Below are 22053 nucleotides of genomic sequence, written 5' to 3' on the forward strand. Positions count from 1 at the left end.
GGCGCAACCGGCAGGGGAGCCGGAGCACCGACGCTCTCACCAGGGGACGAACACAATGCGACGACCGGTACAGGTCACCAGGAAGACCCTGATCACCATGGCGGCCGCGGGGGGTGTCCTCGCGATGGGCGGGGGTTACGCACACGCGGACTCCGCAGCCTCCGGCGAGGCCGCGAATTCCCCGGGCGTGCTGTCCGGGAACAACGTCCAGGCTCCCGTGGACGCACCGGTGAACGTCTGCGGCAACACCATCGACGTCATCGGCCTGCTGAACCCGGCCTTCGGGAACCGCTGTTCCAACGGTCCGGACCACGGCGGCAAGCCGGGGAAGCCCGACCAGCCGGGGAAGCCCGACCACCCCGGCACCGGTCACCCCGGCACCCCGGGCCACCCGGGCACTCCGGGTCACCCGGGTACTCCGGGCCACCCCGGCACCCCGGGCCACCCCGGCAACCCGGGAGGCGGCGACGACGAACCGTGCGACGACCACCCGGATCACCCGGGCAACCCGAGCACCCCCGGCGGACAGCACCCGGGCACGCCCGGTGGCCACACGCCGGGCAAGCCCGGTACGCCGCCGACGGACATCAGCCCGGCCTCGGGCTCCGTCACGCCGGCCAACCCGGTCACGCACCCCGCTCAGGAGACCGGCGTGCCCGGCCCGTCGGAGTCGGCCGGCCTCGCCGCCACCGGCTCCGGTGACGTCCTCACCACCGGGCTCCCGCTCGCCGGCGGCCTGCTGCTGGGCGGCGCCGTGCTCTACCGGCGAGCCCGCAACGCCGCCTGACGGCTGTTCACGACGCGGGCTCCGCACACGGGGCCCGCGTCACCAGGTCGCGCGGACCTGGCGGATGATCCGGCGGCGCAGTCGCACGCGGCGGCTGCCGTCCCGGTGCAGGCTCAGTCTGTCGAGTTCCCAGTTCCCGTACTCGGCATGATCGGTCAGCAGGCGGGTCGCCTCCTTGCGGGGAACGCCGCGGGGCACGTACACGTCGACAAATTCGTATTCCGGCATCGCATCTATTGTGCGGGCAGAGCCCTGCTACGGATAGCGTCTGCTCTATGTCTGATGCCGCTCTGCCCACTGTTGCCGAGGTACGCGCCGCCGCCGAGGCGGTAAAGGAAGCGCTCGACCGGCACCTCGCCGCGGTCGAGCGCCGGACCGGGGACGAGGACCCCGATGTCTACGCCGCGTTCAACGAACTCGCCGCCGCGGCCGAGGAGTACGACGAACTCCTCTACGACCGTTACGACGAGGTCACCCCCTTCGAGATCCCCGCACCCGAGGACGGGGTCCCGTACACCGGTCCCGCCGAGCCCGCCGCCTTCAGCGTGCTCATCCGCCGCGACTACGCCGTGGTCGAGCCGCCGAGGCTGATCGCCCAGGCCGAACGGGTCGCCGCGCACGACCGGGAGGCCGAACTCGACCACGACGGCGGCACGGCGGGCGCGCTGGGCGTGCTCTTCGGGGAGTACGAGCCCGACGAGATCGCCTCCCGCTACAAGGAGTTCGGGCTGGAGGAGGGCGATTCCACGCTGTGGATCGCGGCCTCGGAGGAGGCGGCGGAGCCGGGGGAGTGGCTCAACTCGCCCTTCGGGCACACCGATCCGGAGGACGTCATGCACCGGTTCGACGTCAGCTCCGTCTTCGACGAGGAGACCGACGAGTTCGGCGAGGACGAGGACGAGGTCGAGGGCGCAGACGAGGGCGAGACCGCGCGGCCGGGGCTGACCCCGGCCTGAGCGCGACCTGAGCGGCCAGGGAAGCGGCTCCCGCGGGGCGGGGGCCGCTTCCCTTTGCCGCTGCCGTCGGCTACTCCGGCTGCTCGCCCGCCGCCAGGGCGGTCAGCAGACCCGTCAGCCGGGTCGTACGCGGCTTCGGCAGTACCTCCGCCACCGCGCGCGGCAGCGCCTGGTCCACGCCGTGCACCACGGACAGATGCCGCTCGGCCCGCCCGAACGCCGTGTACACCCAGTCCCGGGAGAGGGCCTGCGCCGCGTCGCCCGGCAGGACGACGACCACCGCCGGCCAGCGCGCCCCCACCGCCTGGTGCGCGGTCACCGCCCAGCCGTGCCGCACCTGCGACTCCACCAGCTCCTTCGGTACGACGACCGGCGCGCCCGCGCGGTCCAGGTGCAGCCCCTCCGCGTCGGCCGACACCACCCGGGCCGGCAGGGCCCGCCCGGGAGAGGGCACGTGGACCACCCGGTCGCCGGGGTCGAAGCCGCCGAACCGGCCGGGGCCGGGGTTCAGCCGCTCCTTCAGGGCGGCGTTCAGCGCCCGGGTGCCCGCCGAGCCGCTGTGGCCCGGGGTGATCACCTGCACGCTGTCCGCCGGGACCCCGAAGGCCCGCGGCACCGACTCGGCCACCAGCTGCACGGCCCGGTGCACGGCCTCCCCGGCGTCGCGCACCGGAACGATGACGACCTCCTTGCCGGGGGCGTCGACCTGGTTCAGCTCCCCGACACCGACCCCCGAGACCAGCTCGCCGAGGGGACCCGGGTCCGGGACGCGGGAGACCACCTGAGGGCAGGTACGGGCCGCCAGCAGATCGGCGAACACCCGCCCGGCCCCGGCGGACCCGAGCACCGAGGGGTCCCCGGAGAGCACCAGGCGGGCCCCGTCGGGGACGGACTCCACCAGCGCGGCCGCGGTTTCCACATCCAGCTGCGGCGCGTCCAGGACCACCAGCACGTCCAGCGCGAACTGCCCGTCGGCGTCCCGGCCCGGCCCCTCCGCCCCGGCCAGCAGCCCGGCGACGGTGACTCCCCCGGGCGAGGCGACGTGCGCGGCCAGGCAGGTCCGCAGGCCGAACTCCCGGGCGGCGGCCAGCAGGGCGAGCGGTTCGGCGCGGGCGGCCTCGCCGCCGGTGTGGGTGACCAGACCGTGGCCCGCGACGGCGCGGATCAGCTCGGCTCCGGGGCCGGTGGCGGCCTTCTCCCAGTCCGCCGGGGCGTCGAAGGTGCTGGCGATCCGGGCCAGGCCGTCGGCCAGGCTCTCCTCGGCCATCGCCGAGCCCTCCAGGCCCACCAGTACGCGCACGGGCTGTTCTTCGTCCTCCGCGACCGGCGGGCCCAGGGGCTCGTGGAAGACCAGCACCGAGCCCTCGCCGATGGCCGTCTCGAGGGCCTCGTCGGGATCCGGCACGCCGTACTGGGCCAGCGCCGACCGGAGGACCGGGGCCTCCAGCGCGGTGTGTCCCTTGAGCCCCGCCTGGACCAGCAGCCAGCCGACCAGGGCGGTGGTGCGGCGCTCGTCGCCGGGACCGGCCTCAGCGCCCAGCAGGGCCCGGGCGAAGCCGTCCGCCTGGGTCGGGCGGACGGAGGGGACCGACAGCAGCAGCCAGGGGTTCTCGGCGAGCCGCTCGGCGGCGCCCTCACCGAGCGCCGCCGCGGCCGGGGCGGCCAGCGCCTCGGGGGCGCCGCCACGGGCCAGGACGTCCCGTACGCCGTGGACGCTGTCCGCGGAAGGGGCGGCGGCCGGAGCCTCCGCCGTCCTGCGGGCCGGCGGCGGGGGAGCGGGGGCCGCCTTGCGCGGCGCGGCCGGGGTCTCGTCGAAGTACACGGACGGGGGCTTCGCCCCGCCCTCCACGGCCCGTACGGCGGCCAGCAGGTCGGCGGCCTTCCCGCTGAGCTTCGCCCCGGCCTCGACGGGTGCCTCCCGCTCGGCCTTGCGCCGGGCGATCCGCTCCCGCTCGATCTTCTGCGCGGCCAGCTCGGCCTGGGCCTCGCTCAGCCCGGGGGCGGCCGCCGCCTCGCCCGAGCCGGTGCCGGCGTCCGTGCCGGCGTCCGTGCCGGTGTCCGTGCCCGCCTCGGCGTCCGTGTCGGGTTCGGTCTCGGTCTCGATGCCGGGTTCGGTGTCTGTGTCGGCGGCAGGCTGCGGCTCGGCCGGTTCCTCCGCGGCAGCGGGGTCGGGTTGGCGGTCCGTACTCACAGCGTGCTCCAGTCCTGATCGGGGTAGCGGTGCACGGGCGCCGAAACATCGTCCAGCGCCCGGCAGATCTCCTCGGGAAGACTAAGGGCCTCCACTGACAGAGCCGCCGCGAGCTGCGCCGACGTCCGCGCGCCGACGATCGGCGCGACCACCCCGGGCCGGTCCCGGATCCACGCCAGGGCCACCTGGAGCGGGGTCACCGCCAGTCCCTGAGCCGCCGTCACCACCGCGTCCACGATCCGGCCGGCGGCCTCGTCCAGGTACGGGTCCACCAGGGCGGCCAGGGACTCCGACGCACCGCGCGAGTCCGCCGGGGTACCGGCCTGGTACTTGGCCGTCAGGACCCCGCGCCCCAGCGGCGAGGAGGGGAGGAGGCCGACGCCCAGGTCCAGGGCCGCCGGCAGCACCTCGCGCTCGACGCCCCGCTGGAGCAGCGAGTACTCCATCTGGGTCGAGGCCAGCCGGGTCCTCACTCCAGGGGCCGCGAGCTGCCAGGTCGCCGCCTTCGCCAACTGCCAGCCGCAGAAGCCCGCCACCCCGGCGTACCGGGCGCGGCCGCTGCTCACGGCCAGGTCCAGCGCCTGCAGGGTCTCCTCCAGCGGGGTCACCGGGTCGAAGGCGTGCAGCTGCCAGAGATCGACGTAATCGGTGCCCAGCCGGTCCAACGAGGCGTCGAGCGCGGCCAGCAGGTGCCCGCGCGAGCCGTCGAACCGCCGGTCCGGATCGGGCACGCTGCCCGCCTTCGTCGCGATCACCAGGTCCCGGCGCGGGACGAGCCCGGCCAACAGCCGTCCGATGAGGTACTCCGCCTCCCCGCCGCCGTACACGTCGGCCGTGTCGACGAGCGTGCCGCCCGCCTCCCAGAACGTCTTCACCTGCTCGGCGGCGGCTTCCTCGCCTGTGTCGCGGCCCCAGGTGAGGGTGCCGAGGCCGATCCGGGAAACGCGCAGTCCGGTGCGGCCGAGATGCCTCTGCTCCATGACCGCTGAGACTACTGGGGCACTGACGGAAGGACTCCGGGCGCGCTAGAGTCCCCGCACACGCACGTTACTGATCGGTAAATTCGGTAAGGGGACGACACATGCGGCTCGGCATCAATCTCGGCTACTGGGGTGCGGGCATGGACGCCGACAACCTCGCCGTCGCACAGGAGGCAGACCGCCTCGGCTACGACGTCTGCTGGGCCGCCGAGGCCTACGGCTCCGATGCCCCGACCGTCCTCGCCTGGGTCGCCGCCCAGACCGAGCGGATCGACGTCGGTTCGGCGATCCTCCAGATCCCGGCCCGCCAGCCCGCCATGACGGCCATGACCGCGGCCACCCTGGACTCCCTCACCAAGGGCCGCTTCCGGCTCGGCCTCGGCGTCTCCGGACCGCAGGTCTCCGAGGGCTGGTACGGCGTCAAGTTCGACAAGCCGCTCGCGCGGACCCGGGAGTACGTGGAGATCGTCCGCAAGGCGATGAGCCGCGAGCGGCTCTCGTACGAGGGCGAGCACTGGACCCTGCCGCTCCCCGGCGGCCCGGGCAAGCCGCTCAAGCTGACCGTGCACCCCGAGCGCGAGCACATCCCGCTCTACATCGCCGCGATCGGCCCCAAGAACCTGGAGCAGACCGGCGAGATCGCCGACGGCGCGCTGCTGATCTTCCCGGCCGCCGAGCACCTGGAGGCCACCGCGCTCACCCACATCCGGGCGGGCCGCGAGAAGGCCGGGCTGACCATGGACGGCTTCGATGTCTGCCCCACCGTGCCGCTGGCCCTCGGCGAGGACGTGAAGGCGCTCGCCGACATGTTCCGCCCGTACACCGCCCTGTACGTGGGCGGCATGGGCAGCCGGAAGCAGAACTTCTACAACCAGCTGGCCCAGCGCATGGGGTACGAGAAGGAAGCCGCCGAGATCCAGGAGAAGTACCTGGGCGGCGACAAGACCGGCGCGGCCGAGGCCGTCCCGCACTCCCTGATCGACTCGACCACGCTGCTCGGCCCGGTCGAGCGGATCGCGGACGGGATGCGGGCCTACGCGGAGGCCGGCGTCACCACCCTCACGCTGGCCCCGGCCGGTTTCACCCTGGACGAGCGGCTCGCCGCCCTGCGGGCCGGCACCGAGGCCATGGAGCTGGCAGGTCTCGCCTGAGTCCCGTCCGGTCGTAGCCGCCCGAAGCCCGCGGAGCGGTTGCGAGGGCGGCGTCTGAAGGAGTCTGCGGCCGTGGTGGGGGCTCGGGGGGTCTTCCCCGCCACGGCCGACACAGCCAACAACGCGCGGGGCGCCCGCCGGGTTACGCGCAACCGCCCAACCCCCGGTTTCGTTCATTCGGGCGAGTAGCGCGGTCCTTCGGTTGCCGCCCCCGGCGACCGGCGTTTGACTCGGTGCATGCTCTCTGCCCGCAGCCTGTTCCAGGAGATCGTCGACAACGACGACTCCTTCCAGCTGTTCTGCTCCATCGCCGCCAGCGGGGAGACCCAGGGCGGCTGGGAGAACGCCCGCATCGCGGCCCTGGTGCCGGACGGGATGCGCGATCTGGCACCCAAGATCACCCGGCACGGCGCCGACGAGGACAAGCACGGGCGGATCTTCAACGCCCTGCTCCGCAAGCGCGGCCTGCCGTCCGTCCCGGTACCTCCCGAGACGGACTACACGATGCTGCTGGAGCGGCGCGGCATCGGCCTCGCGCACGACAAGCTGCGCCGCCAGGAGCCCCTGACCGAGCGGGACGTCGTCGTCTACCTCGCGCACAGCCGGGTCACCGAACAGCGGGCCGCCGACCAGATGGACATGCTGGTCAGGTACTTCGGAGACCATCCCGAGGTCGGCAAGGCCATCCGCATGATCAGCCACGACGAGGACAACCACCTCGCCTACTGCCACGAGGAGTTGCTGCGCCTGGCCCGCGAAGGCCACGGCCGCACCATCCAGCGGGTGCTCCGCGAGAGCGCGCTCGCCGAGATCGGCATCTACCGGGACGTGAGCCTCGCCGTCATGGGCCACATGGGGCGGCTGCTGCACTGGCCCAAGCCGAAGGCGGCCGCGCTCGCCGCCGGGATCCGCGGTATGTACGCGTACGAGCGGTTCAGCGGCTGGCACCGGATGGTGAGCCTGCGCATGCCCGAGCGGCGCGACGCCCTGGGCGGCGTACCGGTCAGCACGCCCGAGTTCGCGTAGCCCGGGCCGGGGCCCGCCGGGCCCGGAGGGCCTACAGCCAGCCCCGGCGTTTGAACATCCGGTGCAGGCCGAGGCACGCGCCCACCATGACCAGCACCACCCCCGGATACCCCAGGCCCCATTTCAGCTCGGGCATGTGGTCGAAGTTCATGCCGTAGATCCCCGCCACCATCGTGGGGACGGCCGCCATCGCCGCCCAGGCCGAGATCTTGCGCATGTCGTCGTTCTGCCGGACGCCCATCTGCGCCAGGTGCGCGGCGAGGGCGTCCGACAGCAGCCGGTCCAGGCCCTCGACGTACTCGTTCGCCTTGGTCAGGTGGTCGGCCACGTCGCGGAAGAACGGCTGGGAGTGCTCGTGGACGAAGGGCACCTTCCCGAAGGCGAGCCGGTCCATCGGCTGGAGCAGCGGGCTCGTCGCCCGGCGGAACTCCAGCACCTGCCGTTTGAACCCGTAGATCCGGGAGGCGGTGTTCTTGGTGTCCGAGGCGTTCGGGGCGAAGACCTCGGCCTCCAGTTCCTCCAGGTCCGACTGGAGCTCGGCCGCCACGTCGATGTAGTGGTCCACCACCGCGTCGGAGACCGCGTACAGCACGGCCGTGGGGCCGTGCCGCAGGACGTTCGGCTCGTGCTCCAGCCGGCGCCGTACGGCGGCCAGCGCGGCCCCCTCGCCGTGCCGGACGGTGACCACGAACGAGTCGCCGATGAACACCATCAGCTCGCCCGCCGTCACCGAGTCGGTGACCTCGTCGTAGACCACCGGCTTGAGGACGACGAACAGCGAGTCGTCGTAGACCTCCAGCTTCGGGCGCTGGTGCGCGGTCAGGGCGTCTTCCACGGCCAGCGGGTGCAGGGCGAACTCGGTCCGGACGTGCTCGAATTCCTCCTCCGACGGCTCGTGCATGCCGACCCAGAGGAAGGCGTCTCCCGTGGCCCGCGCCTCGTCGAGGGCGTCCGAGAAGTCCGCGGGTCCCTCGGTGCGGCGGCCGTTCCGGTAAATCGCGCAGTCCACAATCACGCAGGGCATTCTCCCCTGCCCTCGCCCCGCCCGCACGTTCCCGGCACCGCTCAGGTCCTGCCCGGCCGATCAAGCCGGGCTCGCGTGCCCTGGTACGCACGCTCGCCGCGTTGTCGTCGGTCACCGACGCTCCGCGTCGATTCCCTCCTCCGCCTTGCGATCGCACGCACCAGGCCCCGCTCACTTTTCCGGCCTGATCGGCCGGGCAGGACCTAGGCTGGCGCCATGGCCACGCTGATCCTCGTACGACACGGGCGGTCCACCGCCAACACAGCTGGGCTGCTCGCCGGATGGACTCCGGGAGTGGCCCTCGACGAGCGCGGCGCCGAGCAGGCCGCCGCACTGCCCGGGAGGCTGGCGGGCGTGCCGCTCGCAGCCGTCGTCACCAGCCCGCTGCAACGCTGCCGGGAGACCCTCGCCCCGCTGCTGGCCGCCCGGCCGGAGCTGGAGCCGCACACCGACGAGCGGATCGGCGAGTGCCACTACGGCGACTGGTCGGGCCGCAAACTCTCCGAACTCGCCGACGAACCCCTGATGAAGATCGTCCAGCAGCACCCGTCGGCGGCCGCCTTCCCCGGCGGCGAGTCCATGCGCGCCATGCAGGCGCGCGCCGTGGACGCCGTACGGGACTGGAACGCGCGGGTCGAGGAGGAGCACGGCGCCGACGCCGTGTTCCTGATGTGCTCCCACGGCGACGTCATCAAGTCCCTCGTCGCGGACGCCCTCGGCATGCACCTGGACCTCTTCCAGCGCATCCACGTCGACCCCTGTTCGGTGACCGCCGTCCGCTACACGCCCACCCGGCCGTTCGTGTTCCGGCTCGGTGACACCGGGGACCTCGGCTCGCTCGTTCCGCGCGCGGCCACACCCGACAAAGCAGTGGAAGACGGCGGGAACGCCGTCGTGGGAGGCGGTGCGGGCGCGGCGTGATCGAACGGCGCAGTAGGGTGGACTGGCCCTGTAAATGAGCGCTGCCGCCGAGACTTGGAGACTGGACGTGCCCCGTCAGGTGTTCCTCTACGACCCGCCGGACCGCTTCGTGGCCGGTACGGTCGGTCTGCCGGGGCGCCGTACGTTCTTCCTGCAGGCCTCATCCGGCCCCCGCGTCACCAGCGTCTCCCTGGAGAAGACCCAGGTCGCGGCGCTGGCCGAGCGGATGGACGAGCTGCTGGACGAGGTCGTACGGCGCACCGGGGGCAATGCCCCCGTCCCGGCGGTGGCCCCCGCCGAGGCCGCCGACACCGCGCCGCTGGACGTCCCGGTCGACGAGGAGTTCCGCGTCGGCACCATGGCCCTGGCCTGGGACGGCGAGGAACAGCGCATGATCGTCGAGGCGCAGGCCCTGGTCGAACTCGACGCCGACTCGGACGAGGATCTCGCCGAGGCGGAGGAACGGCTGCTCCAGGACGAGGAGAACGGCCCGCCCATGCTGCGGGTCCGCCTCACCGGCGCCCAGGCCCGGGCCTTCGCCAAGCGGGCCCTGGACGTGGTCAACGCGGGCCGGCCGCCGTGCCCGCTGTGCAGTCTCCCGCTGGACCCGGAGGGGCACGTCTGCCCCCGCCAGAACGGCTACCGGCGCCAGGTGTGACCGTGATGGGGGAGCGGGAGAAGTTCGAGGAACTGCTCACCAAGGGTGAGCTGACCGTCGTCGGCCGGATCCGCGAGGCGTCCAACGCGGTCCTGCTGTGCAGTGTCACGTACGAAGGCGTGAGCGCCGACTGCGTGTACAAGCCGGTCAAGGGCGAGCGCCCGCTGTGGGACTTCCCCGACGGGAACCTCGCCCAGCGCGAGGTCGCCACCTACCTGGTCTCCGAGGCCACCGGCTGGGGCCTGGTGCCCACCACCGTGCTGCGCGACGGACCGTACGGCGAGGGCATGGTCCAGCGGTGGATCGAGACCCCTGAGGGCGAGACCCCCGGCGCCGAGCTCCTCGCGCTCGTCGAGGGCGAGGAGGCGGGGAACGGCTGGAAGCCCGTCGCCCTCGCCGACGTGGGCGACGGCCGCACGGCCCTGCTCGTGCACGCCGACGACCCGCGGCTGCGCCGCCTCGCCGTCCTCGACGCCGTGATCAACAACGGCGACCGCAAGGGCGGCCACCTGCTGCCCGCGCCCGACGGACACCTCTACGGGATCGACCACGGCGTGACCTTCCACGCGGAGGACAAACTGCGCACCCTCCTGTGGGGGTGGGCCGGGGAGCCGCTGACGGACGAGGCGCGCGAGGTACTGGCCTCGCTGGCCGCCGAGCTGGCGGAAGGAGCCCCGCTCGCCACCCGGCTGGCCGAACTGATCACGGCGGTCGAGCTGGCCGCCGTACGCGACCGGGTGGCGCAGCTGCTGCGCACCGGGACGCATCCGCAGCCGTCCGGGCAGTGGCCGTCGATCCCGTGGCCACCGGTCTGAACCGGCCAATCCCGACACGCACAATTTCGGCCAGACCGCAAGAGTGCCGATCAAGACAACAGTGCAGGTCCGGTTCGTTTCAGGAACATCAGTCCGGTTAGGCTCGAGACATGCATGCCTGGCCCGCTTCTGAGGTCCCCGCCCTTCCTGGCAAGGGCCGCGACCTCGAGATCCACGACACCGCGACCCAGGGGACGATCACCCTCGCCCCCGGTCCCGTCGCCCGCATCTACGTCTGCGGCATCACTCCGTACGACGCGACCCACATCGGTCACGCGGCGACCTACAACGCGTTCGACCTCGTGCAGCGCGTGTGGCTCGACACCAAGCGGCAGATTCACTACGTCCAGAACGTCACCGACGTGGACGACCCGCTCCTGGAGCGGGCGCTGCGCGACGGTCACGACTGGACCGAGCTCGCCGAGCGCGAGACCGCCCTCTTCCGCGAGGACATGACCGCCCTGCGCATGCTGCCGCCGAAGCACTACATCGGCGCCGTCGAGGCCATACCCGGCATCGTGCCGCTGGTCGAGCGGCTGCGGGACGCGGGCGCGGCGTACGAGCTGGACGGCGACGTCTACTTCTCGGTCGAGTCCGACCCGCACTTCGGGCAGGTCTCGAACCTCGACGCCGAGGCGATGAGGCTGCTCTCGGCGGAGCGGGGCGGCGACCCGGACCGGCCGGGGAAGAAGAACCCGCTGGACCCGATGCTGTGGATGGCCGCGCGTCCGGGCGAGCCGAGCTGGGACGGCGGCTCGCTGGGCCGCGGCCGGCCGGGCTGGCACATCGAGTGCGTGGCGATCGCCCTGGACCACCTGGGCATGGGCTTCGACATCCAGGGCGGCGGCTCCGACCTGGCCTTCCCGCACCACGAGATGGGCGCCTCGCACGCGCAGGCCCTGACCGGCGAGTTCCCGATGGCCAAGGCGTACGTACACGCCGGCATGGTCGCCCTGAACGGCGAGAAGATGTCGAAGTCGAAGGGCAACCTCGTCTTCGTGTCCGCGCTGCGGCGGGCCGGGGTCGACCCGGCGGCGATCCGCCTGGCGCTGCTGTCGCACCACTACCGGGCCGACTGGGAGTGGACGGACGAGGTCCTCGCCGAGGCGGTGGCCCGGCTGGAACGCTGGCGCGCGGCGGTGTCCCGGCCGGACGGCGTCCCGGCGGACGCCCTGGTCGAGGAGGTCCGCGAGGCCCTCTCCCGCGACCTGGACGCGCCTGCCGCACTGGCCGCCGTGGACCGCTGGGTCGAGCTCCAGCTCGCCTCCGACGAGGACGACGAGTCGGCCCCGGGCCTGGTCTCCAGGACGGTGGACGCCCTCCTGGGCGTGGCCCTGTAACCTGCGGCGCCGGTGAAACGCCGACGGGGCTGGAATTGCGCTCAGTGCAATTCCAGCCCCGCCGGCGTTTGAGGCGCGGGGTGTGGGGCGGAGCCCCACGAGGCTAGACCTCCGGCGGGGTGTCCCCGTCCGGCGGGGGCGCGGCCGGGGGCTGCGGGTCCTCCCCGGAGACGTCCGGCTTGCGCTTCGGGGGGCGCGGGAGGCCGCTGGACGGGTCCCGCAGGTACGAGGCGTCGCCCGGCTCCGCCGCCGGGTCACGGCGGCGCAGGTACCGCTCGAACTCCCGGGCGATGGCGTCTCCCGACGCCTCCGGCAGGTCGGCCGTGTCCCGCGCTTCCTCCAGCGTCTGGACGTACTCCGCCACCTCGCTGTCCTCCGCGGCCAGTTGGTCCACGCCCAGCTGCCACGCCCGGGCGTCCTCCGGGAGTTCGCCCAGCGGGATCCGGATGTCGATCAGGTCCTCCAGCCGGTTCAGGAGCGCCAGCGTGGCCTTGGGATTCGGCGGCTGGGACACGTAGTGGGGCACCGCCGCCCACAGCGAGACCGCCGGGACACCAGCGTGCGTACAGGCCTCCTGGAGGATGCCCACGATGCCGGTCGGGCCCTCGTACTTCGTCTCCTCCAGGTCCATCGTCCGCGCCAGGTCCGCGTCCGAGGTGACCCCGCTCACCGGAACCGGCCGCGTGTGCGGCGTGTCCCCGAGCAGCGCCCCCAGGATGACCACCATCTCCACGCCCAGTTCGTGCGCGAAGCCGAGGATCTCGTTGCAGAACGACCGCCACCGCATGGACGGTTCGATCCCGCGCACCAGCACCAGGTCCCGCGGTTTGGCGCCGCCGATCCGGACCACGGACAGCCGCGTCGTCGGCCAGGTGATCTTCCGTACCCCGTTGTCCAGCCACACCGTCGGCCGGTTGACCTGGAAGTCGTAGTAGTCCTCGGCGTCGAGCGCCGCGAACACCTCGCCCTTCCACTCCCGGTCCAGGTGTGCGACCGCACCGGAGGCCGCGTCACCCGCGTCGTTCCAGCCCTCGAACGCGGCCACCATGACCGGGTCGATCAGCTCGGGCATGCCCTCAAGCTCGATCACCCAGGTCTCCTTCCGAAGTTCCCTTGCGTACGTGGGTCAGCCTAAGCCTTGAGGGGACGTCGGCCACAGCCCACGACAGAGGGGCGGTTCCCCTCGGAACCGCCCCTCTTCCCCACCTGCGTGACAGCTATGCCTGGTGGCCCAGCATCTCCGCGACCCTGGCCCGAACGGCCTCGTCGTCCAGACCGCGGACCGTCACCGTCGTGCGCCGGCGCAGTACGTCGTCGACCGTCTGCGCCCACTCGTTGTCACGGGCGTAGGCGACCTGCGCCCAGATCTCCGGACCGTCCGGGTGGATGCGCTCGGCGAGCGCCGGGTCCTCGTTCGCGAGCCGCGCGATGTCGAAGGCCAGCGAACCGTAGTGCGAGGCCAGGTGGCGCGCGGTCAGCGGGTCCATGCGCGTGCCGGGCTCGCGGTCCACCAGCAGCCGGTGCGCGACCGCGTTCGGGTTGGCGACACCGGGCAGCGCGATCCGGCGTACGAGGGACTTCACCGGCTCCATGTCCTCGGTCAGCGGGGAGCCCGGGAGCTTGGCCAGCTTGTCCATGACCACGCGGCCGATGTGCCGGTACGTCGTCCACTTGCCGCCGGCCACCGACAGCATGCCGCCCGCGCCCTCGGAGACGACCGTCTCGCGCTTGGCCTTCTCCACGCCGCCGGGGCCGCCGGGCAGCACCCGCAGGCCCGCGAAGGCGTACGTCATCAGCGAGCGGTCCAGGTCCGCGTCCTTCACCGAGAAGGCCGCCTCGTCCAGGATCTGCTGGATGTCGGCCTCGGTGGCGCGCACGTCCGCCGGGTCGCCCTCGTACACCTCGTCGGTGGTGCCGAGCAGCAGCTGGTCCTCCCACGGGAGAGCGAAGGTGATGCGGTACTTGTCGATCGGGGTGGCCATGGCGGCCTTCCACGGCGACTTGCGCTTCATCACGATGTGCGCGCCCTTGGACAGGCGGATGGACGGCATCGAGTGCTTGTCTTCCATGCGCCGCAGGTGGTCCACCCACGGGCCGGTGGCGTTGAGCACGACGCGCGCGTCCACCCCGAACTCGGTGCCGTCCAGACGGTCCTTGAGCTCGGCGCCGGAGACCCGGCCGCGCGTCATGCGCAGCCCGGTGACCTCGGCGTGGTTGAGGACGACCGCGCCGGACTCGACGGCCGCGCGGACCGTCATGACGGCGACGCGGGAGTCGTTCATCTGGTGGTCGTAGTAGACCGCGACGGCCTTGAGGTTGTCCGTCTTCAGGCCCGGGTTGTCGGCGGCGGCGCGGGCCGGCGAGATGACCTTGCCGATGCCGTCGCCGAAGGCCGAGAGCGCCGAGTACGCGAACACGCCCGCGCCCAGCTTCGCCGCGCCGACCGGCCCGCCCTTGTAGACGGGCAGGTAGAAGGTGAGCGGGTTGACCAGGTGCGGGGCCACGTCCTTGGCCAGCACCCGGCGCTCGTGGTGGTTCTCGGCTACCAGCTTGACCGCGCCGGTCTGCAGGTAGCGCAGGCCGCCGTGGACGAGCTTGGAGGAGGCGGAGGAGGTGGCGCCGGCGAAGTCGCCGGCGTCCACCATGGCGACCCGCAGACCCGACTGCGCGGCGTGCCAGGCCACCGAGGTGCCCAGGATTCCACCGCCGATGACCAGCAGGTCGTACGTGGCCTTGGCCAGCTGCTCACGGGTCTCGGCGCGGCTCGGGTTCGAGCCGGCGGTCGGGTGCGTGCCCAGTGCGGTCACGCTCTGCGGGATGCTCATATCTCTCTTAGCTCCTCGTCGATTGACTCAGCTGAGTGCGGTCAGCTGGCGTCTTCGTCGTCGACCCAGCCCATGGACCGCTCCACGGCCTTGAGCCAGCTCTTGTACTCGCGGTCCCGCTGCTCGGCGGGCATCCGCGGGGTCCACTCCGCCGCGCGGCGCCAGTTGGCGCGCAGGGCGTCGGTGTCGGGCCAGAAGCCGACGGCCAGGCCGGCGGCGTAGGCGGCGCCGAGGCAGGTGGTCTCGGCGACCATCGGGCGCACCACGGGGGCGTCCAGGAAGTCCGAGAGCGTCTGCATCAGCAGGTTGTTGGAGGTCATGCCGCCGTCGACCTTCAGGGCCGCGAGCTCGACGCCCGAGTCCTTGGTCATGGCGTCGGTGATCTCACGGGTCTGCCAGGCGGTGGCCTCCAGGACGGCGCGGGCGATGTGCGCCTTGGTGACGTACCGGGTCAGGCCGGCGATCACACCGCGGGCGTCGGAGCGCCAGTACGGGGCGAACAGACCGGAGAAGGCCGGCACGAAGTAGGCGCCGCCGTTGTCCTCGACGGAGGAGGCCAGGGTCTCGATCTCGGCCGCGGACTTGATCAGGCCCATCTGGTCGCGCATCCACTGGACGAGCGAGCCGGTGACGGCGATGGAGCCCTCCAGCGCGTAGACCGGCTGCTGGTCGCCGATCTGGTAGCCGACCGTGGTCAGCAGGCCGCTGTAGGAGTTGATGATCTTGTCGCCGGTGTTCATCAGCATGAACGTTCCGGTGCCGTACGTGGACTTGGCCTCGCCCTCGGCGAAGCAGGTCTGGCCGAACAGCGCGGCCTGCTGGTCACCGAGCGCCGAGGCGACCGGGACACCGGCGAGGACGCCGTCCTTGACGTGGCCGTAGACCTCGGCGGAGGACTTGATCTCCGGGAGGACGTTGAGCGGGACGCCCATGGACTCGGCGATCTTCTCGTCCCAGGCCAGGGTGTGCAGGTTCATCAGCATGGTGCGCGAGGCGTTGGTGACGTCGGTGACGTGCACGCCGCCCTGGGCGCCGCCCGTGAGGTTCCAGATGACCCACGAGTCCATGGTGCCGAACAGGATGTCGCCGGCCTCGGCGCGCTCCCGCAGGCCCTCGACGTTGTCCAGCAGCCAGCGGACCTTCGGACCGGCGAAGTAGCTCGCCAGCGGCAGGCCGGTCTCGCGGCGGAAGCGGTCCTGGCCGACGTTGCGGCCGAGCTCCTTGCACAGGGTGTCCGTGCGGGTGTCCTGCCAGACCAGCGCGTTGTGCACCGGCTCGCCGGTGTTCTTGTCCCACAGGAGGGTGGTCTCGCGCTGGTTGGTGATGCCGACGGCCTTGACGTCGGCGGCGGTGATCTCGGCCTTGGCGATGGCCCCGGCGACGACCTCCTGGACGTTGGTCCAGATCTCGGTGGCGTCGTGCTCGACCCAGCCCGGCTTCGGGAAGATCTGCTCGTGCTCCTTCTGGTCGACGGCGACGATGCGGCCGTCGCGGTCGAAGACGATGCAGCGGGAGGAGGTGGTGCCCTGGTCGATCGCGGCGATGAAGGGGCCGGTGCTGCTGGTCATGTGGCTGCTCCTGGCAGGTCTGTGGGTAGGCGGAATCAGGATGCGGTGCGGATCTTACGAGCGCGGGCCGATGCTGATCAGGCGAACGCGATGTTGTACAGACCGCCGGCTATGACGGCACCGACGAGCGGGCCGACGACCGGGATCCAGGAGTACCCCCAGTCCGAGCCGCCCTTGTTGGGCAGCGGGAGCAGGGCGTGCACGATGCGCGGACCGAGGTCGCGGACCGGGTTGATGGCGTAGCCGGTAGGACCGCCCAGCGAGAGGCCGATGCCGACGACCACGAACGAGGTGATCAGGACGCCGATGACACCGAGGCCCTTGCCGCCGTCCTGCAGGCCCTGGGTGAGGATCGCCAGGACCAGGACGAACGTACCGATGATCTCGGTGGCGAGGTTCTGGACGACGTTGCGGATCTCGGGGCCGGTGGAGAAGATCCCGAGCACGGGGCCCGCCTGGTCGTGCGGGTGCGGGTCCTCCGGGCCGAGCTTGGCGTCACGGATGTTCTCCGGGTCCGCCAGGTGCACCCGGAACTGGCCGTAGTAGGTGATCCACATCAGGACCGCGCCGAGCATCGCGCCGAGCAGCTGGCCGGCGAAGTAGACCGGTACGTCGCTCCAGTCGCTGTTCTTGACGGCGAGGCCGACGGTGACGGCCGGGTTGAGGTGCGCGCCGGAGAGCGGGGCGGCCACGTAGGCGGCGATCAGTACGGCGAAACCCCAGCCGAAGGTGATCGCGAGCCAGCCCGCGTTGCGGGCCTTGGAGCTCTTGAGCGTCAGCGCGGCGCAGACGCCACCGCCGAGCAGAGTGAGCAGGGCGGTACCGATGGTCTCGCCGATGAAGATGTCGGAGCTGGACACCCGCGACTCCTTACGTACGTCCAGGGGTGGGCGGACACCGGGTCCCTCCGGTGGTCCACGCACTCGGTGAGTGCTGCACCGGTCCTTGGCCTCGTCACACCCTAACGCGTATTGCCGGTAGGTGTTCGACAATGCCGACCGATGAACGGCAGTTTTCCGCCTAGGTGAAGAACGCGTCAAGGGTCGACCAGGTCAAAGAACCGGATCGTTACCACTCCGGACGATCGCCCAAATCAAGCCAATGAACGATCAGAAAATGACAAAATCCACCCAATTGGCACACGAGGTGGCCACTGGGTGGATCGGATGGGGTCAGGTCAAGCTCAGAACCGGCCCGCCCCGAGATCGCGTGAAACCGACCTTGCGCAGTCCCGTACGGAGGCCACCAGTGCCGCCCGGGGCTCCCCGGACTCCCCGCAGACCCGCTCCACGGCACCCGCGACCGCCACCGCGCCGACCGGCATCCGGCGCCGGTCGTGGATGGGCGCGGCCACCGAGGCGATGCCGTCCCAGGTCTCCTCGACATCGGCGGCCCAGCCGCGCGCCCGGGTCAGCTCCAGGACCTCCTCGAACCCCCGGCCGTCGGTGACCGTACGGGGCGTGAACGCCTCCCGCTCGACCTCCACGGCCTGCGTGTGCGCGACCGGATCGTAGGCCGACAGCACCTTGCCCAGGGCCGTGGAGTGCAGCGGCTGCATGGCCCCCACCTCCAGCACCTGACGGCTGTCGTCGGGCCGGAACACGTGGTGCATGATCAGCACCCCGCTCTTGTGCAGCACGCCCACGTACACGCTCTCGCCGCTCGCCCGGGCCAGGTCGTCCGTCCAGACCAGGGCGCGGGCCCGCAGCTCGTGCACGTCGAGGTAGCTGTTGCCCAGGCGCAGCAGCTCCGCGCCCAGCTGGTAGCGGCCGGAGGCCGGGTCCTGCTCCACGAAGCCCTCGGCCTGCAGCGTGCGCAGGATCCCGTGCGCCGTGCCCTTGGCCAGGCCCAGGGAGGACGCCACATCCGATAGGCCCAGCCGGCGTTCCCCGCCCGCCAGGAGCCGCAGCATCGCAGCGGCTCGTTCGAGCGACTGGATGTTCCGTGCCATCGCGCAGCCTCCTGCTGACGTAGTTCGACAATGCTGAACACTATCGGTCGATGTCGACCTTGTGCATGGTTGGGCAGTCCGGAGCCTCGTTCGAGTCGACCCAGCCGAGCGACACGCCCGAGCCGACACACCCGAGCGGACGTCCCGCGCAAAGGATGCAGTCCGCCACGTGGGACACCCTCACCGGGTCAGGTGCCGCGCGGTTACCCTGGCCGCGTGCACCCTTGACACAGAGGGGGTGTAAAGCCGACAGCCGTCGCATCCCAGGGAGCTCAACCATGGCCTCGTTGCCGAACCCGCCCGCTGACACCCAGACCCGGGCCGATGCCCTCCGAGAGGCGCTCGCCACCCGTGTGGTCGTCGCCGACGGAGCCATGGGGACGATGCTCCAGGCGCAGGACCCCTCGATGGAGGACTTCCAGCAGCTGGAGGGCTGCAATGAGGTCCTCAACGTCACCCGTCCGGACATCGTGCGCACCGTCCACGAGGCGTACTTCTCCGTGGGCGTGGACTGCGTCGAGACGAACACCTTCGGTGCGAACTACGCGGCGCTGGCCGAGTACGACATCGCGGAGCGCAACTTCGAGCTGTCGGAGTCGGGCGCCCGGATCGCCCGCGAGGTCGCCGACGAGTTCACCGCCTCCACCGGGCAGCAGCGCTGGGTCCTGGGCTCCATCGGTCCCGGCACCAAGCTGCCCACCCTCGGCCACATCACGTACGACAAGATCCGCGACGCCTACCAGGTCAACGCGGAGGGCCTGCTGACCGGCGGCGCCGACGCGCTGCTGGTGGAGACCACGCAGGACCTGCTCCAGACCAAGTCCTCGATCATCGGTGCCCGGCGGGCGATGGAGGCGCTGGGCGTCACCGTCCCGCTGATCTGTTCGGTGACGGTGGAGACGACCGGCACGATGCTGCTGGGTTCGGAGATCGGTGCGGCGCTGACGGCGCTGGAGCCGCTGGGCATCGACATGATCGGCCTGAACTGCGCCACCGGCCCCGCCGAGATGAGCGAGCACCTGCGCTACCTGGCGCGCAACGCCCGCATCCCGCTCTCCTGCATGCCCAACGCCGGCTTGCCCGTCCTGACCAAGGACGGCGCGCACTACCCGCTGAGCGCCCCCGAGCTCGCCGACGCCCAGGAGACCTTCGTCCGCGAGTACGGTCTCTCGCTGGTCGGCGGCTGCTGCGGTACGACTCCGGAGCACCTGCGGCAGGTCGTGGAGCGCGTTCGCGGCACCGCGATCACTCAGCGGACCCCCCAGCCCGAGCCCGGCGCGGCCTCGCTGTACCAGACGGTGCCGTTCCGGCAGGACACCTCGTACATGGCGATCGGTGAGCGGACGAACGCGAACGGGTCGAAGAAGTTCCGTGAGGCGATGCTGGATGCCCGCTGGGACGACTGTGTGGAGATGGCGCGGGACCAGATCCGCGAGGGCGCGCACATGCTGGACCTGTGTGTGGACTACGTGGGCCGTGATGGTGTCGCGGACATGGAGGAGCTGGCGGGGCGTTTCGCGACGGCCTCGACGCTGCCGATCGTGCTGGACTCCACCGAGGTTCCGGTGATCCAGGCGGGTCTGGAGAAGCTGGGCGGGCGCGCGGTCATCAACTCGGTGAACTACGAGGATGGTGACGGTCCGGAGTCGCGTTTCGCGAAGGTGACGGGGCTGGCGCGGGAGCACGGGGCGGCGCTGATCGCGCTGACCATCGACGAGGAGGGCCAGGCCCGTACCGTCGAGCACAAGGTCGCCATCGCCGAACGCCTCATCGGCGACCTGACGGGGAACTGGGGGATCCATGAGTCGGACATCCTCATCGACACCCTGACGTTCACGATCTGCACCGGTCAGGAGGAGTCCCGGGGCGACGGCATCGCCACGATCGAGGCGATCCGTGAGCTCAAGCGCCGCCACCCCGACGTCCAGACCACGCTGGGTCTGTCGAACATTTCCTTCGGTCTGAATCCGGCTGCCCGTGTGCTGCTGAACTCGGTGTTCCTTGACGAGTGTGTCAAGGCGGGTCTGGATTCGGCGATCGTGCACGCGTCGAAGATCCTGCCGATCGCCCGGTTCGACGAGGAGCAGGTCACCACCGCGCTGGACCTGATCTACGACCGGCGGGCCGAGGGCTATGACCCGCTGCAGAAGCTGATGGCGCTGTTCGAGGGTGTGAACACCAAGTCGATGAAGGCCGGCCGCGCTGAGGAACTCCTCGCGCTGCCGCTGGACGAGCGGCTGCAGCGGCGGATCATCGACGGTGAGAAGAACGGTCTGGAGGCCGACCTCGCCGAGGCGCTCCAGACCCGTCCCGCGCTCGACATCGTCAACGACACGCTGCTGGAGGGCATGAAGGTCGTCGGTGAGCTGTTCGGCTCCGGCCAGATGCAGCTGCCGTTCGTGCTGCAGTCGGCCGAGGTCATGAAGACGGCGGTCGCCTATCTCGAGCCGCACATGGAGAAGACCGACGACGAGGGCAAGGGCACCATCGTGCTCGCGACGGTGCGCGGTGACGTCCATGACATCGGCAAGAACCTGGTCGACATCATTTTGACCAACAACGGCTACAACGTCGTGAACATCGGCATCAAGCAGCCGGTCTCGGCGATCCTGGAGGCCGCGCAGGAGCACCGGGCCGATGTGATCGGCATGTCCGGTCTGCTGGTGAAGTCGACCGTGATCATGAAGGAGAACCTGCAGGAGCTCAACCAGCGCAAGCTGGCCGCCGACTACCCGGTCATCCTCGGCGGCGCCGCCCTGACCCGCGCCTACGTCGAACAGGACCTCCACGAAATCTACGAAGGCGAAGTCCGCTACGCCCGCGACGCCTTCGAAGGCCTGCGCCTGATGGACGCCCTCATCGCCGTCAAGCGCGGAGTCCCCGGAGCCTCCCTGCCCGAGCTCAAGCAGCGCCGCGTCGCCAAGAGGGACACGCCCGCCCTCCAGGTGGACGAGCCGGAGGAGCCCGGCGGCCGCTCGGACGTCTCCGTCGACAACCCCGTCCCCACCCCGCCGTTCTGGGGCACCCGCGTGGTCAAGGGCATCCCGCTCAAGGACTACGCCTCCTGGCTCGACGAGGGAGCCCTCTTCAAGGGCCAGTGGGGCCTCAAGCAGGCCCGCGCGGGCGGACCCACGTACGAGGAGCTCGTCGAGACCGAGGGACGCCCGCGCCTGCGCGGCCTCCTCGACAAGCTGCACACCGAGAACCTCCTCGAGGCCGCGGTCGTCTACGGCTACTTCCCCTGCGTGTCCAAGGGCGAGGACCTGATCATCCTCGACGAGCAGGGCAACGAGCGGACCCGGTTCACCTTCCCGCGCCAGCGCCGCGGCCGCCGCCTGTGCCTCGCGGACTTCTTCCGCCCCGAGGAGTCCGGCGAGACCGACGTCGTCGGCCTCCAGGTCGTCACCGTGGGGTCGAAGATCGGCGAGGCCACCGCCAAGCTGTTCGAGTCCGACTCCTACCGCGAGTACCTGGAGCTGCACGGCCTGTCCGTCCAGCTGGCCGAGGCCATGGCCGAGTACTGGCACGCCCGCGTCCGCGCCGAGCTCGGATTCGGCGGGGAGGACCCGGCCGCGGTCGAGGACATGTTCGACCTCAAGTACCGCGGTGCCCGCTTCTCCCTCGGCTACGGCGCCTGCCCCGACCTGGAGGACCGCGCGAAGATCGCCGACCTCCTCGAGCCGGAGCGGATCGGCGTCCACCTGTCCGAGGAGTTCCAGCTCCACCCCGAGCAGTCCACCGACGCGATCGTCATCCACCACCCCGAAGCGAAGTATTTCAACGCACGCTGAGGCGGACCGGCGTACACTGGTCGGTCCCATACAGGCCGGTCACCTGTTCCCGAGGGGATGTTCCCGCGG

The 22053-nt window shown here is 71.4% G+C and carries 18 protein-coding genes; 9 read left to right on the plus strand and 9 right to left on the minus strand.

The genetic code is table 11. The features are described 5' to 3' along the window. The first annotated feature begins 55 nt into the window (after positions 1-55). Positions 56-787, plus strand: coding sequence for a chaplin family protein (locus tag OHA89_RS28900; RefSeq protein ID WP_406367433.1), 732 nt, complete (start codon positions 56-58; stop codon positions 785-787). Positions 788-826: 39 nt separating this feature from the next. On the opposite strand, the gene OHA89_RS28905 is transcribed toward OHA89_RS28900, so the two are convergent. After that, positions 827-1015, minus strand: a complete 189-nt coding sequence (locus OHA89_RS28905; protein WP_073774709.1) for a DUF5703 family protein — start codon at positions 1013-1015, stop codon at positions 827-829. Between the two features lie 47 nt (positions 1016-1062). Here OHA89_RS28905 and OHA89_RS28910 point away from each other — a divergent pair, with 47 nt between their 5' ends. Next, on the plus strand, positions 1063-1743 hold the full coding sequence (locus OHA89_RS28910) for a hypothetical protein (protein WP_406367434.1): 681 nt from the start codon (positions 1063-1065) through the stop codon (positions 1741-1743). Between the two features lie 70 nt (positions 1744-1813). Here OHA89_RS28910 and OHA89_RS28915 read toward each other — a convergent pair whose 3' ends face one another. Both OHA89_RS28915 and OHA89_RS28920 read right to left on the minus strand, forming a co-directional pair. Beyond that, entirely contained in the window at positions 1814-3946 is a 2133-nt protein-coding gene (locus OHA89_RS28915) for an ATP-binding domain-containing protein (RefSeq protein WP_406368625.1), read from the minus strand. After that, entirely contained in the window at positions 3931-4914 is a 984-nt protein-coding gene (locus tag OHA89_RS28920; RefSeq protein WP_257557014.1) for an aldo/keto reductase, read from the minus strand. Before OHA89_RS28920 ends, OHA89_RS28915 begins: the two co-directional genes overlap by 16 nt. 101 nt (positions 4915-5015) lie before the next feature. Here OHA89_RS28920 and OHA89_RS28925 point away from each other — a divergent pair, with 101 nt between their 5' ends. Then, positions 5016-6065 (plus strand): LLM class F420-dependent oxidoreductase, encoded by a 1050-nt coding sequence (locus OHA89_RS28925; RefSeq protein ID WP_215141379.1) that lies wholly within the window; start codon positions 5016-5018, stop codon positions 6063-6065. A gap of 237 nt (positions 6066-6302) precedes the next feature. Then, on the plus strand, positions 6303-7091 hold the full coding sequence (locus tag OHA89_RS28930) for a ferritin-like domain-containing protein (protein ID WP_266610625.1): 789 nt from the start codon (positions 6303-6305) through the stop codon (positions 7089-7091). A 31-nt stretch (positions 7092-7122) separates the two neighbouring features. Here the strand turns inward: OHA89_RS28930 and OHA89_RS28935 are convergent, their stop codons facing one another. Continuing rightward, positions 7123-8115 (minus strand): magnesium and cobalt transport protein CorA, encoded by a 993-nt coding sequence (locus OHA89_RS28935; protein ID WP_266610627.1) that lies wholly within the window; start codon positions 8113-8115, stop codon positions 7123-7125. A 216-nt stretch (positions 8116-8331) separates the two neighbouring features. Between OHA89_RS28935 and OHA89_RS28940 the strand changes: the two genes are divergently transcribed. The 4 genes from OHA89_RS28940 (at position 8332) to mshC (ending at position 11849) form a co-directional block, all read left to right on the plus strand. Then, positions 8332-9036 (plus strand): histidine phosphatase family protein, encoded by a 705-nt coding sequence (locus OHA89_RS28940; protein ID WP_215141374.1) that lies wholly within the window; start codon positions 8332-8334, stop codon positions 9034-9036. Between the two features lie 67 nt (positions 9037-9103). After that, a complete protein-coding gene (locus tag OHA89_RS28945; protein ID WP_150256714.1) occupies positions 9104-9694 on the plus strand; it encodes a DUF3090 domain-containing protein in 591 nt (196 codons plus the stop codon). Beyond that, positions 9658-10509, plus strand: a complete 852-nt coding sequence (locus tag OHA89_RS28950) for an SCO1664 family protein (RefSeq protein ID WP_406368627.1) — start codon at positions 9658-9660, stop codon at positions 10507-10509. Before OHA89_RS28945 ends, OHA89_RS28950 begins: the two co-directional genes overlap by 37 nt. 110 nt (positions 10510-10619) lie before the next feature. Continuing rightward, on the plus strand, positions 10620-11849 hold the full coding sequence (gene mshC / locus OHA89_RS28955; RefSeq protein ID WP_406367435.1) for a cysteine--1-D-myo-inosityl 2-amino-2-deoxy-alpha-D-glucopyranoside ligase: 1230 nt from the start codon (positions 10620-10622) through the stop codon (positions 11847-11849). A gap of 103 nt (positions 11850-11952) precedes the next feature. Here mshC and OHA89_RS28960 read toward each other — a convergent pair whose 3' ends face one another. The 5 genes from OHA89_RS28960 to OHA89_RS28980 form a co-directional block, all read right to left on the minus strand. After that, complete coding sequence (locus OHA89_RS28960; protein WP_266610632.1) at positions 11953-12939, minus strand: PAC2 family protein; 987 nt, start codon at positions 12937-12939, stop codon at positions 11953-11955. Between the two features lie 127 nt (positions 12940-13066). Continuing rightward, on the minus strand, positions 13067-14674 hold the full coding sequence (locus OHA89_RS28965; protein WP_215141358.1) for a glycerol-3-phosphate dehydrogenase/oxidase: 1608 nt from the start codon (positions 14672-14674) through the stop codon (positions 13067-13069). A gap of 41 nt (positions 14675-14715) precedes the next feature. Then, on the minus strand, positions 14716-16242 hold the full coding sequence (glpK, locus tag OHA89_RS28970; protein ID WP_215141356.1) for a glycerol kinase GlpK: 1527 nt from the start codon (positions 16240-16242) through the stop codon (positions 14716-14718). Positions 16243-16319: 77 nt separating this feature from the next. Beyond that, the gene (locus tag OHA89_RS28975) at positions 16320-17102 is read right to left on the minus strand and encodes an MIP/aquaporin family protein (RefSeq protein WP_266610634.1); all 783 of its coding nucleotides are present in this window, start codon (positions 17100-17102) and stop codon (positions 16320-16322) included. A 323-nt stretch (positions 17103-17425) separates the two neighbouring features. Beyond that, positions 17426-18193: an IclR family transcriptional regulator gene (locus OHA89_RS28980; RefSeq protein WP_215141353.1), complete on the minus strand. Its 768-nt coding sequence runs from the start codon at positions 18191-18193 to the stop codon at positions 17426-17428. Between the two features lie 278 nt (positions 18194-18471). On the opposite strand from OHA89_RS28980, the gene metH reads away from it, so the two are divergent. Beyond that, entirely contained in the window at positions 18472-21984 is a 3513-nt protein-coding gene (gene metH, locus OHA89_RS28985) for a methionine synthase (RefSeq protein WP_406367437.1), read from the plus strand. Positions 21985-22053 lie beyond the last annotated feature (69 nt).

The sequence above is a fragment of the Streptomyces sp. NBC_01546 genome (assembly GCF_045208355.1).
Taxonomy (GTDB): domain Bacteria; phylum Actinomycetota; class Actinomycetes; order Streptomycetales; family Streptomycetaceae; genus Streptomyces.